Source organism: Prauserella marina (assembly GCF_002240355.1).
In the GTDB taxonomy this organism is placed as follows: Bacteria; Actinomycetota; Actinomycetes; order Mycobacteriales; family Pseudonocardiaceae; genus Prauserella_A; species Prauserella_A marina.
On record NZ_CP016353.1, the window covers coordinates 2,982,113 to 2,997,685 of the forward strand.

The 15,573-nt window shown below is 68.2% G+C and carries 15 protein-coding genes; 5 read left to right on the forward strand and 10 right to left on the reverse strand.

Going from position 1 to position 15,573, the window contains the following annotated elements; genetic code table 11:
- The first annotated feature begins 179 nt into the window (after nt 1–179).
- Entirely contained in the window at nt 180–1,004 is an 825-nt protein-coding gene (locus BAY61_RS13910; RefSeq protein ID WP_091797997.1) for an alpha/beta fold hydrolase, read from the forward strand.
- A 432-nt stretch (nt 1,005–1,436) separates the two neighbouring features.
- Here the strand turns inward: BAY61_RS13910 and BAY61_RS13920 are convergent, their stop codons facing one another.
- Complete coding sequence (locus tag BAY61_RS13920) at nt 1,437–2,489, reverse strand: D-2-hydroxyacid dehydrogenase (protein ID WP_091798003.1); 1,053 nt, start codon at nt 2,487–2,489, stop codon at nt 1,437–1,439.
- Nucleotides 2,490–2,883: 394 nt separating this feature from the next.
- On the opposite strand from BAY61_RS13920, the gene BAY61_RS13925 reads away from it, so the two are divergent.
- Entirely contained in the window at nt 2,884–3,270 is a 387-nt protein-coding gene (locus BAY61_RS13925; RefSeq protein ID WP_091798006.1) for a VOC family protein, read from the forward strand.
- A gap of 178 nt (nt 3,271–3,448) precedes the next feature.
- Here the strand turns inward: BAY61_RS13925 and BAY61_RS13930 are convergent, their stop codons facing one another.
- Nucleotides 3,449–4,423: a quinone oxidoreductase family protein gene (locus BAY61_RS13930; RefSeq protein WP_091798009.1), complete on the reverse strand. Its 975-nt coding sequence runs from the start codon at nt 4,421–4,423 to the stop codon at nt 3,449–3,451.
- 484 nt (nt 4,424–4,907) lie between these two features.
- Nucleotides 4,908–6,005, reverse strand: coding sequence for a CaiB/BaiF CoA transferase family protein (locus tag BAY61_RS13935; protein WP_091798924.1), 1,098 nt, complete (start codon nt 6,003–6,005; stop codon nt 4,908–4,910).
- A gap of 353 nt (nt 6,006–6,358) precedes the next feature.
- On the opposite strand from BAY61_RS13935, the gene BAY61_RS13940 reads away from it, so the two are divergent.
- Both BAY61_RS13940 and BAY61_RS13945 read left to right on the forward strand, forming a co-directional pair.
- The gene (locus BAY61_RS13940; RefSeq protein ID WP_091798012.1) at nt 6,359–7,324 is read left to right on the forward strand and encodes an NADPH:quinone oxidoreductase family protein; all 966 of its coding nucleotides are present in this window, start codon (nt 6,359–6,361) and stop codon (nt 7,322–7,324) included.
- Nucleotides 7,325–7,405: 81 nt separating this feature from the next.
- Nucleotides 7,406–8,089: a TetR/AcrR family transcriptional regulator gene (locus tag BAY61_RS13945; protein ID WP_091798927.1), complete on the forward strand. Its 684-nt coding sequence runs from the start codon at nt 7,406–7,408 to the stop codon at nt 8,087–8,089.
- An 11-nt stretch (nt 8,090–8,100) separates the two neighbouring features.
- On the opposite strand, the gene BAY61_RS13950 is transcribed toward BAY61_RS13945, so the two are convergent.
- Together BAY61_RS13950 and BAY61_RS13955 are read right to left on the reverse strand one after the other, a co-directional pair.
- Nucleotides 8,101–8,769 carry a GAP family protein gene (locus tag BAY61_RS13950; protein WP_091798015.1) on the reverse strand — a complete coding sequence of 223 codons (669 nt, stop codon included), beginning with the start codon at nt 8,767–8,769 and terminating at the stop codon, nt 8,101–8,103.
- 114 nt (nt 8,770–8,883) lie between these two features.
- Nucleotides 8,884–9,819, reverse strand: coding sequence for a SulP family inorganic anion transporter (locus tag BAY61_RS13955; RefSeq protein ID WP_245866075.1), 936 nt, complete (start codon nt 9,817–9,819; stop codon nt 8,884–8,886).
- On the opposite strand from BAY61_RS13955, the gene BAY61_RS13960 reads away from it, so the two are divergent.
- On the forward strand, nt 9,791–10,450 hold the full coding sequence (locus tag BAY61_RS13960) for an alkyl sulfatase C-terminal domain-containing protein (RefSeq protein WP_211323430.1): 660 nt from the start codon (nt 9,791–9,793) through the stop codon (nt 10,448–10,450). The genes BAY61_RS13955 and BAY61_RS13960 overlap by 29 nt on opposite strands.
- Before the next feature lie 50 nt (nt 10,451–10,500).
- On the opposite strand, the gene BAY61_RS13965 is transcribed toward BAY61_RS13960, so the two are convergent.
- The 5 genes from BAY61_RS13965 to BAY61_RS13985 all read right to left on the reverse strand — a co-directional run bounded on the left by BAY61_RS13965 (nt 10,501) and on the right by BAY61_RS13985 (nt 15,494).
- Entirely contained in the window at nt 10,501–11,790 is a 1,290-nt protein-coding gene (locus tag BAY61_RS13965; protein ID WP_091798018.1) for an FAD-dependent oxidoreductase, read from the reverse strand.
- Nucleotides 11,791–11,839: 49 nt separating this feature from the next.
- A complete protein-coding gene (locus BAY61_RS13970; RefSeq protein ID WP_091798020.1) occupies nt 11,840–12,637 on the reverse strand; it encodes an ABC transporter permease in 798 nt (265 codons plus the stop codon).
- A gap of 2 nt (nt 12,638–12,639) precedes the next feature.
- Complete coding sequence (locus tag BAY61_RS13975; RefSeq protein ID WP_091798022.1) at nt 12,640–13,488, reverse strand: ABC transporter ATP-binding protein; 849 nt, start codon at nt 13,486–13,488, stop codon at nt 12,640–12,642.
- A gap of 43 nt (nt 13,489–13,531) precedes the next feature.
- A complete protein-coding gene (locus BAY61_RS13980; protein WP_091798024.1) occupies nt 13,532–14,611 on the reverse strand; it encodes an ABC transporter substrate-binding protein in 1,080 nt (359 codons plus the stop codon).
- Nucleotides 14,612–14,693: 82 nt separating this feature from the next.
- Nucleotides 14,694–15,494 carry an IclR family transcriptional regulator gene (locus tag BAY61_RS13985; protein WP_245866077.1) on the reverse strand — a complete coding sequence of 267 codons (801 nt, stop codon included), beginning with the start codon at nt 15,492–15,494 and terminating at the stop codon, nt 14,694–14,696.
- Between the last annotated feature and the right edge of the window lie 79 nt (nt 15,495–15,573).

A 15,573-nucleotide genomic window follows, 5' to 3' on the forward strand; every position in this document is an offset into this window, starting at 1 on the left:
GTGGACGTGGTCGAGGATCAACCCGCCGGAGAGGCCGCCGAGGATATCCCCGGGGCAAACTCGACTGACCGAAGGCAGGCGACCGGTTTCGGACCGATGAATCAGGTTCCGGTGGGCCGCCGGAATCGTCGGACCCCGAGGGTAACGTCCGCGTGCAGGACACGGAGGAAGGATCTGGCGTGGAGTTGTCGCGGACATTCGAGTGGCGCGGGCGTACGGTCGCCTGGGACCGGCTGGGGCAGGGGCCCGCCGTCGTGTTGTGTCATGGCACCCCGTGGTCGGCGCGATTGTGGGTCCCGTTCGCCCGCGCGCTGAGCCGTGAGTTCACCGTCTATCTGTGGGACATGCCCGGTTATGGCCAGTCGTCGAAGCACGTCGGCCACGCCGTCGATCTCGGCGTGCAAGGGGAGTTGCTCGCCGATCTCATCGGCCATTGGGGACTGACCGATCCGCACGTGATCGCGCACGACTACGGCGGGGCCGTCTCGCTGAGGGCGCATCTGTTACACGGGGCCGGTTATGCCTCACTGGCCCTTGTCGACGTCGTCGCGTTGCGGCCGTGGGGTTCGGAGTTCTTTCGTCTCGTCGCCGCGAACGCGGAGGTGTTCGCGGCGCAGCCGCCGGGGGTGCACCGTGGCGCGCTGGAGGCCTACATCGGTACCGCGAGTTACCGAGGGCTCACGGCGGAGCAGCTGGACACGTTGACGGCCCCCTGGCTGACCGTGGAAGGGCAACGGGCGTTCTACCAGCAGATCGCGGAGGCCGACGAGCGGTACACCGCCGAGATCGAGGACCGGTACGGCGATCTCGCCCTGCCGGCGACCGTCATCTGGGGTACCGACGACACGTGGATTCCCGTCGACAGGGCCCGGCGGCTCGCCGATGCCATCCCTGGGGCCACGGTGGAGCTGATCGCGGAAGCCGGGCACCTCGTGCATTACGACGCCCCGGTCGAACTGGCGACCGCCTTGCACCGCTGGCTGGTATCCCAGCGGCCGAGGTGACCCAGCGACAGCGGAGCCGTTGGCGCGTGGCCGGGCGGCAGGGGAGCCATGGCGCGTGGCCGGTGCGAGCGCGTCGGCGGGTCCCGCGTACGAGCGCGCGAGTCCCGCGTTCGTGCTGCCGAGTTCTGCGCTCAGGCCGGTGAGTTCCGCACTCAGGCTGCCGAGTTCCGCGTTCGCGCGCGCGAGTTCCGCGTTCGGTCACCTCATTCCCGCGAGCCCATGCCCGGCCGGTGAGCGGTAAACCGATGCAGGCGCGAAGGGCGATCGTCGTTCGCCGGATCCGGCGAACGGAACCAGCGAACGGTACGCGGGTCCGAGCGGGCCTCCTCGGCGGATTCGCTCGCGTGCCCCCCCGTGTCCGGTCCGCCCCAGGCAAGGCTCTGTCGGCTGTCACGTGGCGTTCCGGCCGCCGCCGGTCGATCGTGAGCCCGGTCAGTAGAAGTGCTTGCGGTCCACCAGATTGCGCATGGGATCACGGCGGAGGAAACGGCCGAGATTCTCGGCGAACAACTCGGCGATCCTGCTGTCCTCGGCCGGATCCTCCGCTGCGGTGTGGGAGCTGATCAACACACGCGACATGTTCCATAAAGGACTGTCTGCTGGCAGTGGTTCGGTAGCCGTGACGTCGAGGCAGGCGAATCCGACGTGCTCACGCCGCAGCGCGTCGATCAACGCCGGTTCGTCGATGACGGTTCCGCGCCCGACGTTGACGATGACCACCCCGGGCTTCATCGCGGCGAGCAGGGGCCCGTCGACGAGGTTGGTGGTGTACCGCGTGCCGGGCAGCGTGACGACAACCGCGTCGACCTGACCGGCGATGTCGCCGAGTTCATCGACACCGTGCACGGAATCGACGTACGGAACGGGTTCGGGACGCCGCTTGACTCCGAGGACCCTCGCTCCGAACGCGTGCGCCAGCCTCGCCGTTTCCTTGCCGATGCCACCAAGACCCAGTATCAGTACGGTGTGGTCGCGGAGCTGACCCATCGCCCAGTGTGGAGCCCACACGCGTTGTTGTTGCAGGTTCTGTAGCCGCCGCAAGTTCTTTGCCCCGGCGAGCAACCCGAAGATCGCGAACTCGGCGAGCGGGCCCGCGTGGACCCCGGCTGACGTGGTGAACGCGACCCGGTCGAGTTCGGTCTCGGTCAACCCCGCTGCCCGCACGGTCGCGCCGCCTCCGGCTGCCTTGGTGTGCACCCAGCGCAGGTCCGGGTTGGCGCGCACGGTCTTCGCGAGCAGTTCCGGATTCTGATCGGGTATGCCGTAGAGAATATCGCCCTGCTCGACCATTTTCTCGTACGCGCGCTGCTCTTCCCCGGTCCTGGCGAAGCGTGGACTGTCTGGATCGTGGGAGACGTGCCGGTTGGGGCGAAGCAGACTCGGCTCTGTGATCAGCTCGATGCCTGGGTCGACGGATTCCACCAGCTTGGGGAATTCCGGTGCGAACGGGATCGCGGCGACGATGCGCAGGGGAGTGTCGGCCATGTCCTCAGGCTAACGAAGCACGTCGCCGCCTCGTTGTGAGTCCGGCGGCAGTCGCCGGGTTGTCGAGGACCCGATCGAGCGATAGCTGATCGAACACATGTTCGATATTCTCGGTTGGGTAAGCCGATGTATGAGTAAGGAGGAAAAATGACTGGGTGAGCATGGGGCTGTCAGGCGGCAGGGAGCCGGCTGGCGTGCAACGAAGGCCTCTGTCGTCGCGTTGTCGGCGGGCGTTGTCGTCCCTCGGGATCAGCTTGTCCATCGTGGGCTGCCTTGATGATTCGCGAGCCCGGCACGCTGTCGCTGAGGCGCACCACGGATGAATTTCATCTCGCCGTCGGGACGGCGGATTATCGTGTGGCTCTTCGGCTGATCCGCTACTGGGAGGTCTTCAATGGCCAGCAAGTTCACCGAGCTTGCGATCGACTGTTCCGATCCTCGCCGCCTCGCCCGGTTCTGGTGCGAGGTTCTCGACTACGAGGTGCGGGACGAAGACGACGACATTGTCACCATCGGCTCCCCGGGGGCGCCCGAGGGCAAGAGTCATCCCGGTGCGGTCCCGCCGGTGTTGACTTTCGCCCGCGTGCCGGAGGGCAAGACGGTCAAGAACAGGCTCCACATCGATCTCGATCCGACCGACAGGGAACAGCACGAGGAGGTGCGTCGCCTGCTCGACCTCGGCGCCCGGTCCGCCGACGTCGGTCAAGGCGACGAGAGCTGGGTCGTACTCGCCGACCCTGAGGGCAACGAGTTTTGTGTCCTTGCCGGTCGTCATCCCTGACGGGACCGTCCGGGGCGTGCTGTCGATGGAAGATCGCCGCCGGTCGACCTGGTCGAGCGTCAAAGTGAACGGTGAGTCTATATAGGACTATCAGGTCATGTCGGAGGCGTGTTCGCAGGACGACGGGAGGTGAGCGCGAACGTAGATCGGTTGTGACGGCGGTTCCAGCCTGGGGGTGTCACTGGAGCAGCAGGACTGACTTGCCGACCTGGTCACCGTTGGCGAGGACTGTCAGTGCGCGCTGTGCCTCCGTGAACGGCAGTACGGTGGCGACGTCGGCGCTCAGTTCACCGGAGGACAGCGCGGGGGCGACGTGTTCGCGAAGGGACCGAACGATTGTCGCGCGTTGCTGGTCGTCGCGGGTGCGGAAACTGGTGCCGACCAGGCTGATTCGTCGGTAGGCGAGTCGGTCGAGGTCGATACGCGGGCAGGCCCCCGCGAGCCTGCCGACCTGGATGACAGTGCCGCCGATGCGAGTCGCCGCGATGAGGTCGCCGAGGAGGTCGCCACCGGTGTGATCGATGGTCAGATCGACTCCGGCGCTGTCGGTGCGCTCGGATACGGCGGTGACCAGGTTGGCCGTTCCGGTGTCGATCGGGTGCACGCCCCGGTCACGCAGGATGCGGGTCTTGTGTGTCCTGGTCGTGGTGCCGAACACGGGCGCCGCACCACACCAGCGGGCGAGGGCGGCGCCGAACAGGCCGACTCCGGAAGTCGCGGCCGTGATGAGTACTGACTGTCCGGCCGTGAGCTTGCCCTGGAGGACAAGTGCGTCGTACTCGGTCATAAGGGCCGAGGGAAGTGCCGCGGCGGAGGCGTCCGACATGGAGTCGGGCACTTCCAGGAGCAGCCGGTGATCAACCGCGACGAATTCGGCGAACGCTCCCTCGACCATGGCCATGACCCGGTCGCCGACCGTGACGTGGTCGACGGCCTCTCCGGTCGCGACGACCTCGCCCGCGAGATCGGAACCTGCGACACCGCTGCCGGTCTCTCGGTCCCTGGACCGGTAGCTGCCGACGATCTCGTCGGCATCGGCGCGGTTGAGGCTCACGGCGCGCACGGCGACCAGTACCTCGTGCGGCTTCACACTGGGGCGTGGAACGTCGGCCATCCGGACCCCGCGGCCGGTTTCGATCACCAGTGCGCGCATACCGCGACCTTGCCATGCCGCCGCTGACAGCCGATACCTGCCTCGTTGCCTCGTTGCCTCGTTGCCTCGTTGCCTCGTTGCCTCGTTGCCTCGTTGCCTCGTTGCCGGTTTCGGCGCGGTGCGTCGTACCCGCTGCTTCGGCGAAAGTACGAAAAGGGCGCGGGCAGGGTCTGCCGGGCCGGAGCGGGTGGGCACCTCGCGTCATGCCGTCACCCCTGCACCTGTCGCCGACGACAGGTCGGCACGGGGGCTGCCCGTGCGCACCAGCCGGGTCAGGTAGGTCCTCGGGCTCTCGGCCACTGGGCTGTCTCGGGTGTCCTGGGGTGGTCACGGTGCCTTGGAACCGGCGCGTGAACGCGGATTTCGCGTGCACGAGCGCGTCATTCGCGGCCGTGAGCGCGGATCTCGTTCTCCTGGGTGAGGATCTCGCGGGCGTGAGCGCGGCGGGTCGCCGGGTGCACGACCCGGCGACCCGCCGTCACGGTCAGGCTTGCCAGTCGCCGAGGACATCCTGGGTATCGGCGCCGGGAACGGCGGGCGGCGCGACGGGGGTCGCCGGGACGCTACGGGAGAACCGTGGCGCGGGAGCCGGTTGCACGACGCCGTCGATCTCGATGAACGTCGCTCGCTCAGCCAGATGCGGATGGGCCGCGACCTCGTCGAGCGACAGCACGGGTGTCACGCACGCGTCCACGTCGGCGAACACCTTCGACCACTCGTCACGGGTGCGGGTGAGGAATGCCGCGGTGAACGTCGCCCTCAATGTCGGCCATCCGTCGCGATCGAGTTGCGCGGGCAGGTCGGCGGGGTCGAGTCCGAGACCGGCCAGCAGCTCGGCGTAGAACTGGCTCTCCAACGCCCCGACCGCGACCCAGCGGCCGTCACCGCACACATACGTGTCGTAAAACGGAGCGGCTCCGTCGAGCAGATTGCTGGAGCGCTCGGCACTCCAACCGCCGAATCCCCGCATCGCCCACATCATTTGCATGAGGATGCTCGCGCCGTCGACCATCGCCGCGTCGACGACCTGTCCTTCGCCGGACCGCTCCCGTTCCCACAGCGCCGCGAGCACTCCCGCGACGAGGAACATGGAGCCGCCACCGAAGTCCCCGACGAGATTCAGCGGGGGAACCGGGTTTTCGCCTGCCCGTCCGATGGAATGCAGGGCGCCGGTGAGCCCGATGTAGTTGATGTCGTGTCCCGCTCTCGTGGCGAGCGGGCCGTCCTGGCCCCATCCGGTCATGCGCCCGTACACCAGCCGCGCGTTGACGGCATGACAGTGCTCTGGGCCGACGCCGAGCCGTTCGGCCACGCCTGGCCGCAGCCCTTCCAACAGGACATCGGCTTTGGCGACCAGCCTCAGCACGAGCTCGCGTCCCTCGCCGGTCTTGAGGTCGGCCGCGACGGAGCGCCTGCCCCGCAGCAGGTGGTCGGGCTTGCCCTTGGCGAGGTCGAGCGAACCGGAGGGACGTTCGACACGCACCACGTCGGCGCCGAGGTCGGCCAGAACCATGGCCGCGTGCGGCCCGGGACCGATTCCGGCGAGTTCCACGACCTTGAGCCCGGTCAGCGGTCCTGTCACGATGTCCTCCACCTCGGTTCGGCCTGCTGCTGCCCGATCACCGTAACCGCACGGTCAGTGCGTGCCCGACCGCCTCCGGCGGAGGCGACACCTCGTGCCAGCCCGGTGCGAGAGCCGTGCGCTCCGGGGTACCGGAGCACGTAGTGCCCGTGCTGACCAAGACCCGGCGCCCTTCTGGCGAGCCCGGCGTCCTGGGCACGTTTCACCGGATCCCCCACGACGCCGGCGTTCCGCGCGGCGGAGCGTGCCGGGGGCACGTCCCCAGCGTGGAGTCGCGGCGGCATCCCGGGTTGGCGCGTGATCGGGAACTACCGTGGGCTTGGCCGACGTGGAGCCGAGCGAAAGGGCAGCGCATGCTGGTGCAGCGAGTCGAGGAACTGACCGGGCCTTCCGGGGTGCGGACCGCCGAGGTCGCGGAGCCGGACGGCGAGGGCAAGGTCGTGGTCGAGGTCGAAGCCGCCGGAGTGGCTTTCCCCGACCTGTTGCGCGCGAAGGGGCTGTACCAGATCAAGAGTGACCCGCCGTTCGTGCTCGGCGGGGAGGCTGCCGGCACGGTGCGGCAGGTGCCGGCGGGCTGTGATCTGCGCGAGGGACAGCGGGTCGCGGTCATCGACCTCGGCGGTACCTGGCAGCAGGTGGTCGCCGTCGATCCCGGCATGGCGCTTCCCCTGCCGGGCAACGTCAGTGCCGAGGTCGCCGCCGCGTTGCCGGTCAACTACCTGACGTGCTGGTTCGCGTTGCGCAGAAGGGCGAGGGCGCGGCCGGGCGAGACGGTGCTGGTGCACGGTGCCGCGGGCGGTGTGGGAATCGCGGCGCTGGACGTGTGCCGGGCGCTCGGCCTGCCCACGATCGCCGTGGTCAGTGACGACCGCAAGGCCGCCGCCGCGCGCGCGGCCGGTGCCACCGACGTCGTGCTCACCGGGGGCTGGCGCTCGTCGGTTGCCGAATTGACCGGCGGCAGGGGAGTGGACATCGTCGTGGACCCGGTGGGAGGCGACCGGTTCACCGACAGCCTCCGGAGCCTTTCCCCTGAGGGCAGGGTGCTCGTGATCGGATTCGCGGCCGGCGACATCCCGACGGTGAAGGTCAACCGGCTGTTGCTGGGCAATACGGCCGTGGTGGGTGTCGCGTGGGGCGAGTTCCTGCGTACCCATCCCGGCTACGCGCGCGAGCAGTGGGACGAGCTGGCTCCCCTGCTAGCCGAGGGAACTCTCGCGCCGTTGCCACCGGTCAGGCATGCCTTTGCCGACGCGGCTTCGGCTCTGCGGTCGCTGGAGGATCGCACCGCGCTCGGCAAGATTGTTCTGACGATGCCCTGAATTCACGCCCAAATACACGTGCACATGCACGTGCACGTGTGTAGGGTGCTCGATGTCCGGCAGGCATTCGATGGGTGGGACATGGCACGACGGAACGGCATCGCGGCCAGGCCGACGGACGGTGTCGACTGGCGGTGTTTCGCTCCGCTCGACCTGACCCCCATCCTCGAAGCGGCGCTCGACGCCTTCTACGAGCAGGGCTTTCACGGCACGACCGTGAGGGACATCGCGCGCAGGGTCGGCCAGACCGTTCCGTCGCTCTATTACCACCACGACAGCAAGGAAGGCGTCTTCGCGGCCTTGCTCGACCTCGCCGCCGCCGACGTCGGCTGGCGCACCAAGGCGGCGGCCGTCGAAGGCGGTGACCGGGCCGACGTCCGGTTCGCGCTGGTGGTCGAGGCGATCGTGCTGCACATGACGCATCGCGTCCGGCTGGCCTCACTCGATCAGGAGATGCGGCACCTCTCGCCTGCCAACCGCCGCAAGTACGGCGGCCGACGCAGGGAAGTCGAGACGCTGCTCGCCGGCATCGTGGAAGCGGGGGCGGAGGAAGGACTCTTCGGTGCCACTCTGCCTGCCGAATCGGCGAGGGCGGTGCTCGGCATGTGCCAGTCGATCGCGAAGTGGTACCAGCCGGGGGGCGCGCTGTCGCCTGAGGAACTTGCCGACCGGTACGTGGACATCGCGTTGTCGGCGGTCGGCGGTACCAAGAGGGCGAAGCTCAGGGCGCGACGAGAACGGCAGCGGGCCGCGACCCGTCCATGACGGGCAGGACGTCACAGCGCGGAGACGCCGTCGCCGATCATCTTGGCGCTGATGATGAGCAGCAGGACGGTCATGATGATCGCGTTGTGCTGGATCATCCAGGTTTTCAGCGCGTCGAGGATGGTGTGTGCCCTGGTCCCCATCGCGAGGTAGATGACGAAAGGCGCGGTGACGCCGAGGGTGGCGATCACCGCGAACACGAGGGCCGCGACCAGTCGCGTGGATGTCCCCTGTGCCGCCGCGGAGATCGCCGCGCCACCGGAAACGACGAGCAGCAGGTTCTTGGGATTGACGGCGCCGAGTACGAAGGCGAGGCCCGCGGCCTTGACGGGTGTGAAGGCGTCGATCACCGTCATCCATTTCGGTGTCTCGGGCGTCGCGCCCTGACGCGGGCGGCCACGCCACTGTGAGCCCGCGAGGAGCAGCAACAGGGCGCCGAGCGCGATCTTGACCCACGCCACCCAGGCCGGCCGGGAGGCTGCGTCGCCAGCGGCACCGCCGACGAGGATCGCCACGACCGTGACGATCGCCGCGACGGATACGAACCAGGCGAGCAGGAAGGCGAGGGCATTGGCCTTCGCCTTTCCGCTCACCAGCATGAGGACGACCGCGACGACCGGCAGCGGGCTGATGAGCACGCCCACCGCGATGGGCAGGAACTGACCGATGGCCGCTCCCACGGATCTGCCCACCTTCCGGAAATTCGACGGCGTCGGCAGTCGAGTCCCCCGCGTGACGCGAAAAGTAACGTCAGGGCCGGAACGGCGCACGATCGGTGCGTTCCCGCGGGCGGTTCACCCTCGGGGAGGCAGCTCGGCGGCGATCGCGGTGTCGATGTCCCGGTGTACCGGAGGCAGTTCGGCCTTGGTGGTGGCCATGCGCAGGACGACGCGCACCCGCCCGATGTCGCGGGCCAGCACGAGACGAATGCCGTCGCGGGCGAGATCCTTCGCGAGCGTGACGAGCATGTCCGCGGCGGCGACGTCGATGAAGGGCACCGTCTCCGCGTCGAGGACGACGAGCCTGATGCCGTGCGCCTCGGCGCGTTCGGCGGCCAGCGCCCGTACTCCGGCGCGGACCGCGTCGGCGTTGGCGAAGAACAGACCGGATTCCACTCGCACGACGAGTGCACCTTCGGCAGCGGTCCCTCCGTCCTTGTCGAGGGCGGTGCGCCGGGCGAGGTCGACCCACAGACCGTGCCCGCTGCGCACGAGTTCGGCGACGTGGGGGCGGGAGGCGCGGGCGAGCAGCAGCAACAGTGAGATCACGACGCCGATGACCAGCCCGGGGAGCGTGCTGAACACGAGCACACCGGTCATCGCCGCGGCGGCGCCCCAGAAGTCGCCTCGGTCGGCGCCGCCGTACAGGCGCCGGGTCAGTGGGGTCGCCAGGTTCCACAGTCGCCGCAGGGCGCCGACGTCGACGAGTTCGACGACGGCGGCAATGACCACCGCGGCGAGAGTCGCCTCCGGCAGCGATTCGAACACCGGGGTGAGGAAAAGCAGCGTGAGCAGCGTGAGCGCGGCGGCGACAAGGCCGGAGACCTGGCTTTTCGCGCCGGCCCCTCCGTTGACGGCCGTTTTGGAGAGTGAGCCGTTGACGACCATTCCGGCCGCGAGTCCCGCGCCCGCGTTCGCGGCGCCCATGCCGATCAGCTCGCGGTTGGCGTCGATCTCGTAGCCGTGCCGGGCGGCGTAGGTTTTGGCGGCGCCAAGTGCCTCGGTCGACACCGCCGCGCGCTATGTCGCCGCGTTCGGCCGCGACGCCATCCTCGCCGAGGGGCGGCGAGCCGTCGAGAACGGCGACTACCGCTGGGCCACACAGGTGTTGCACCATCTCGTTTTCGCCGACCCCGAGGACACGACGGCCAAGAAGCTGCAAGCCGACGCCTACGAACAGATGGGGTATCAGGCCGAAGGTCCACAGTGGCGTGGCATCTTCCTCACCGCGGCCAAGGAATTGCGCGAGGGGATCGCGCCTGCCGTCTTCGCGACGGCGAGCACCGACACGATCGCGGGCATGCCGGTCGACATACTCTTCGACTTCGCGGCCGTCCACGTCATCGGAGAGAAGGCAGCGGACGCGGACGTGTGGTTCGACGTCGAGTTCACCGATCTCGGTGAGACCTGGACGGTGTGGATCCGGCATGGCGTGCTCAACGCGCGGCCGGGCGCGACGAACCCGCCGCTGACCGTGCGGGCAGCCAAAGTTCTCGCCGCCGCGATCCTGCTCACCCCGGCCGCGGCGAAGGGCCTGCTCGCCGAAGGGAAAATCGCGGTCAGCGGCGACCCGAGCGTCCTCGACGACTACGCGGCCGTGCTCGACGAGTTCGACCCCGACTTCCCTGTCGTCACCCCCTGAGCGGAAAGCCGGTGCCCGGCGGGCATGGACCCGCCGCGCACCGGTCTCCCTCAGCGGTCCACGTTGTCGTAGAGCCGTTTCCTGAGTTCGGTGTGATCGATGTCGTGGACGCTGTCGCCCCCCGCGAGATCGAGAGCGTGTGCCGCGCCGTGCCCCATGGCGGCGCACGGGCCCATGACCCGCACGCTCGACAACGCCGCTGCGTCCCCGTCGACGCACCTGCCCGCCGCGACGAGGTTGTGCGCTCCTTCCGGCAGCAGGCTGCGCAGTGGCACGTAGTGCACGTGGTCGGCGTCGTAGGTCTCCCACACGTAGCCTTCCGGCTGGTCGTGCAGTTCGATGGGCCAGGCCGTGCGGGCCACGGCGTCGGCGAATCGGGTGCCGTGGCGCACCTCGTCGATGCTCAGCTGGTGGCTGGCCGCGATCCAGCGAGTCTGCCTTCTTCCGGGAAATCCGTAGATCCGGACCGTTGCTTCGCCGAACGCGCCGGGGAATTCCTTGCGGAGGAATTCGACGACCCGGTCGGCCTGGGCTTTGCCTTCCAGTTGCGCTTTCGCCGCTCTCACCGCCCCAAGCGGTGCCTCGACGTGGGTCATGTTCATCACCGCCGTGTTGCGGCCAGGGAAGAAGAAGGCGAGCCCGTCTTTGCGCAGCAGGCCGTACTCGTCGGCCTTTTCCCGCACCCTCGCCGACAGTTCGGCGTGTTCGGGCCGGAGTTCTTCGCGCAGGTTCTCCAGCCTGATTTGCTGCGAACCCCAGATGGTGCGTTCGGGAACCCGGCAGGGAAAGCCCGCCTCCCAGGTGAGCGCGGCGTCACCACTGGCATCGACGAAACCGTCCGCGGCGACCTCGACGACGCCGTGCCGGGTGGCGAAGGTGACGCGGCCGAGCTTGCCGCCCTCGCGGTCGACGTCGAGCACGGACGCGCCGAGCACGACCTGGATGTCCAGTGAGTGCACCAGATTCTCGATCCACCTCGACAGCGCGACCTCGTCGTAGTTGACGGTCATGGTGTGGCTGCGGTTGAAGTGGATGTCGCCGGTGGAACCGAGGTCGGCGAACATGGGATCGAAGATGCCGTGGGTGAGCTGACGGTATTCGGGCCCGTTGCCGTACACACCGCAGAACAGTCCGATGAGCGAGTTGACGCATTGCCCGCCCAGTACCGGAAGCGCGTCGACGAGGACGACCGAGTGGCCGAGTTTCCGTGCTTCCACCGCGGCGGACAGCCCGGCGATTCCCGCGCCGACGACGCAGATGCCCGCGCTGATCCGTTCGGTCGGCCGCTCGGACGGCCTGGTCACTGTCTTGATCTTCAGCTCGGTGAGCTCGTGAGGCATTGCTTCTCCTGTGCGAGATCCTGTGGGAGAACCGGAAAGCGGCCGGTGCTCATCCGTTGACGTCGTGCTGGCTGTACACCGATTCGTGCCAGGGGATGAAGAACCGCTTGAGCCCGTTGACGAGGAAGTACAACAGCAGGCCGAGTACGGAGAGCAGGATGATCACCGCGAACAGCGCGGGCGCGTCGAGTTCGTTGAGGGTGCGCACCACGAGGTAGCCGAGCCCCTCACTGCCGCCGAGGTACTCGCCGACGATGGTGCCGATGATGGCGAAGACGATGCCGACTTCCATACCGGCGAAGACGTAGGGCATCGTGCTCTTGAGTTCCAGGTGCTTGAACGTCTGCCAGCGGCTGGCGTTGAGCGCCTTCATGACGTCGCGCTGGCCCGATTCGACGGAACGCACCCCGAGCTGCACGTTGAGCATGATGGGGAAGAAGGCCAGCATCGCCGACATGATCACCTTCGAGGTCATGCCGAAGCCGAACCAGATGACGAACAGCGGGATCAGCGCCACCTTGGGGACGACCTGTGAGGCCACGATCAGCGGCCGCAGGCTGCGTTCGACCCAGCGAACCTTGCCCAGAACCGCGCCGACCGCGATACCGCAGACGAGCGCGATGGCGAAGCCGCCGATGGTTTCCATCGCGGTGACCCTGGCGTGGGCCCACGTCTCGGGGTTGCTCACCACCTCACCGAGCGCGGTGAACACCGTTCCAGGCCGGGGGAGCACGAGTTCGGACATGTTGTTCACGCGCACGAACAGGTCCCACAGCAGGAAAAACACGATGAGGATCAACGGAGTGCCGATCCACGGCAACAGCTTGTGTAGGCGTTCCTTCGACATGCTCAGCCCTCCCCGTCCAGTGCGTGCCGCAGTTCGCGCACGATCGCACCGAATCGCGGTTCGGTTTGTACGTCCATGTCCCGTGGCCGGGCGAAGGTGATGGGGCGGATCTCACTGATCCTTCCCGGCCTGGGCGACAGTTGGACGACCCTGTCGCCGAGGAACACCGCCTCGGTGATGTCGTGCGTGACGAACACGACGGTCGCGTGCGCCGCGAGCGCGATCCGTTGCAGTTCCAGGTTCATGCGTTCCCTGGTGAGCGCGTCGAGTGCGCCGAAGGGCTCGTCCATCAGCAGCAGTTTCGGGTGCGTGCTGAGTGCCCGCGCGATCGCGACCCGCTGCCGCATACCGCCGGAAAGTTCTCGTGGGTAGGACTTCTCGAATCCCTGCAATCCGACGAGTTCGGCAAGCTCGTAGGCGCGTTGGTGGCGGTATCGCTTGTCGTCGCCCCGCAGTTTCAGTGGCAGCGCGATGTTGTCGGCGACCGAATACCACGGGAACAGGTTGGCCTCCTGGAAGACCACGCCCAGTTGGGAGACCACCGAGGAATCCACTGTGGACCCGCTCCACAGTGGTCTGCCCTCGACGAGAATACGGCCTTCCGAAGGACTCAGCAGACCGGCCAGCGTGCGAAGCAGCGTCGTTTTCCCGCAGCCGGACCTGCCGATCACGGCGACGAATTCGCCGTCACTGATGCTCAGCGTGATGCCGGAGAGTGCCTGTGTGGTGGTTCGTTTGGTGCGGAACTCCTTGCCGACGCCGATGAGTTCGAGTTTCGGGACCTCGGTGGCGCGGTCGTCGTCCCCCGCTTTCGTCGCGGGGGCGAGTGTGTCGGTGTGATGCGCGGACATGGGACTCCTTCGGCGGGTCCTGCTGTGCTGGTCGTGCTGCTTGTCAGGCCGCGGCTGCGGGGAGCAGGCTGTTGTCGAACCACGTCGAGGAATCGCCGCCGGGCGCTGCCTCGTCGGCGGCGGTCAGTTCGTCGTAGCCCGCCTTCCATTCGGCCTCGTCGGTGACGAGCAGCGGCGCGGCCGGGTCGCCGCCGGTCCACAGTTCGCGCATCGCGGTGAGGCTCTGGACGGCGATCGCGTCGTCGTCCAGCGTCGCGAAGGAGTACTTTTCCCTCAGCACGCCAAGGGTTTCCTCGAAGTTCTCGTCGGCGACGAACGCCGCGAGCGCGTCCTGGATTCCGGCGAGGAACGCCTTGAGAGTGTCGGGGTCGTCCCGCACGATGTTGCGGTCGGCGACGTAGCACTGCGAGTCGGAGCGCACGGTCGTTCCGGGATCGAACGCGGCCGCGTCCTCATGCTGGGAGAGCACGATGTTGGCGGTGTCGATGCTGACCACGTACCCGGCGAGCCTGCCCTGCTGCACGAGGTTGAACGTGCCGGGAGTGAGGCCGACGACCTGGCGTGGTGTCTTCGAAGGGTCGAGCCCGGCGTTGGCGAGCACGAGTGAGACGACCTTGCTGCTGGTGCCGCCTTCGGAGGGCACGCCCATCGTCTTGCCGACGAAATCCTCCGGTTTCGTCAGCGGATTCTCCTTGCTGTAGACGAAGCGCAACGACGAACCCCTGGTGAGCGTGCCGATGTTGACGAGAGGCTGGTCCGATTCGGCGACCGCCGTCATCACGTCGATCTGGCCGATCCTGGTGACCGGCCCGACCCCGGCGAGCAGGGTTTGCATGGCCTGCGGCGAGCCCTTCACCGGCTGGAGGGTCACGTCGAGGCCGTGCTTGCCGAAATGACCGCCCGCGACGGCGAGCAGTTCGGGCGCCATCGAAAGGGTCTCCAGCGGCAGGTAGCTCAGGAACGTGGGCCCGTCGCCGCCACCGCCGGCGGCGGGGCTGGCTCCGCAGGCGCTCAGCACGGTGGGGCCCGCTGCCGCCAGCGCGGTGGCGAGTGCGGAACGGCGGAGGAACGACCTCCTGGAAAAGGCCGAAGGGGACGGTGGGGTCAGCGAGTGAGCAGGCACGATGGGTCTCCTTGTTCCCTCATCGCCGGCCACCACCCTGTGACCGGCTCGGACGAGATTCACCCGGCCACCGCGTCAGGGGCTAGCCACCTTTCCGCATATTGGAAGGACGGTGCGCGCCCAGTGCGCGGGAGATCCCGCGCGCGGTGGCTTGCACGAGATGGCCGAGGCCGGGCCCGTGCGACTCGGTGTAGGGAACGATCAGCGAGAGGGCGGCGACGACGGTGTCGTCGGCGCCGCGAATCGGCGCCGCGACCGACACGAAGTCCGGGTCGATCTGCCGGTCGCTGACGGCGTATCCGCTGCGCCGCACGTCGGCGAGCACCTGGCGCAGTTCCCGCCCGCTGGAGTAGGTCTGCGGGGTGAACGACTCCAGCGGCCCGCCAAGCACGTCCTCCTGGAGTTCGAGGGGGGCGTGGGCAAGCAGTACCAGCCCGACCGCCGTGGCGTGCAGGGCATAGCGCCCGCCGACCCTCGGCCGGGCGCTCGCGCGCTCGGGGCTGACGAATCGCTCGACGAACACGACCTCGTCCTGAGTGCGGACGGCGAGGTGGACACCCCGGTGCGTGGTCTCGTAGAGGTCCTGCATGAACGGCAGCGCGATGCGCTGTAGCCCGACCGAGCGGGGCGCGAGGGCGGCGACCTCCCACAGCCGCAGCCCGATGCGGTACTCGCCCGCCTCGTTGCGTTCGAGCGCGCCCCACGCGTGTAGCTCCCCGACAATGCGGTGGGCCGTGGTGAGTGGGACGCCGGAGCGGCGGCTGATCTCGGAGAGGTTCAGGTCGTTGGCTGAATCGGAGAAGGTGTCGAGGATCCGCAGAGCCCTGCGGAGCACGGAACGCCGCTCGTTCGCCATCCAGACCGCCTTGTCCGTCAGCTTCACTCGCGGCGGAGTGTAGCTTTCGTCGGCGGGCCCGCGCGGTGAGCTGCGACACCATGATCACCGGTAGCGGCAGGGGGCC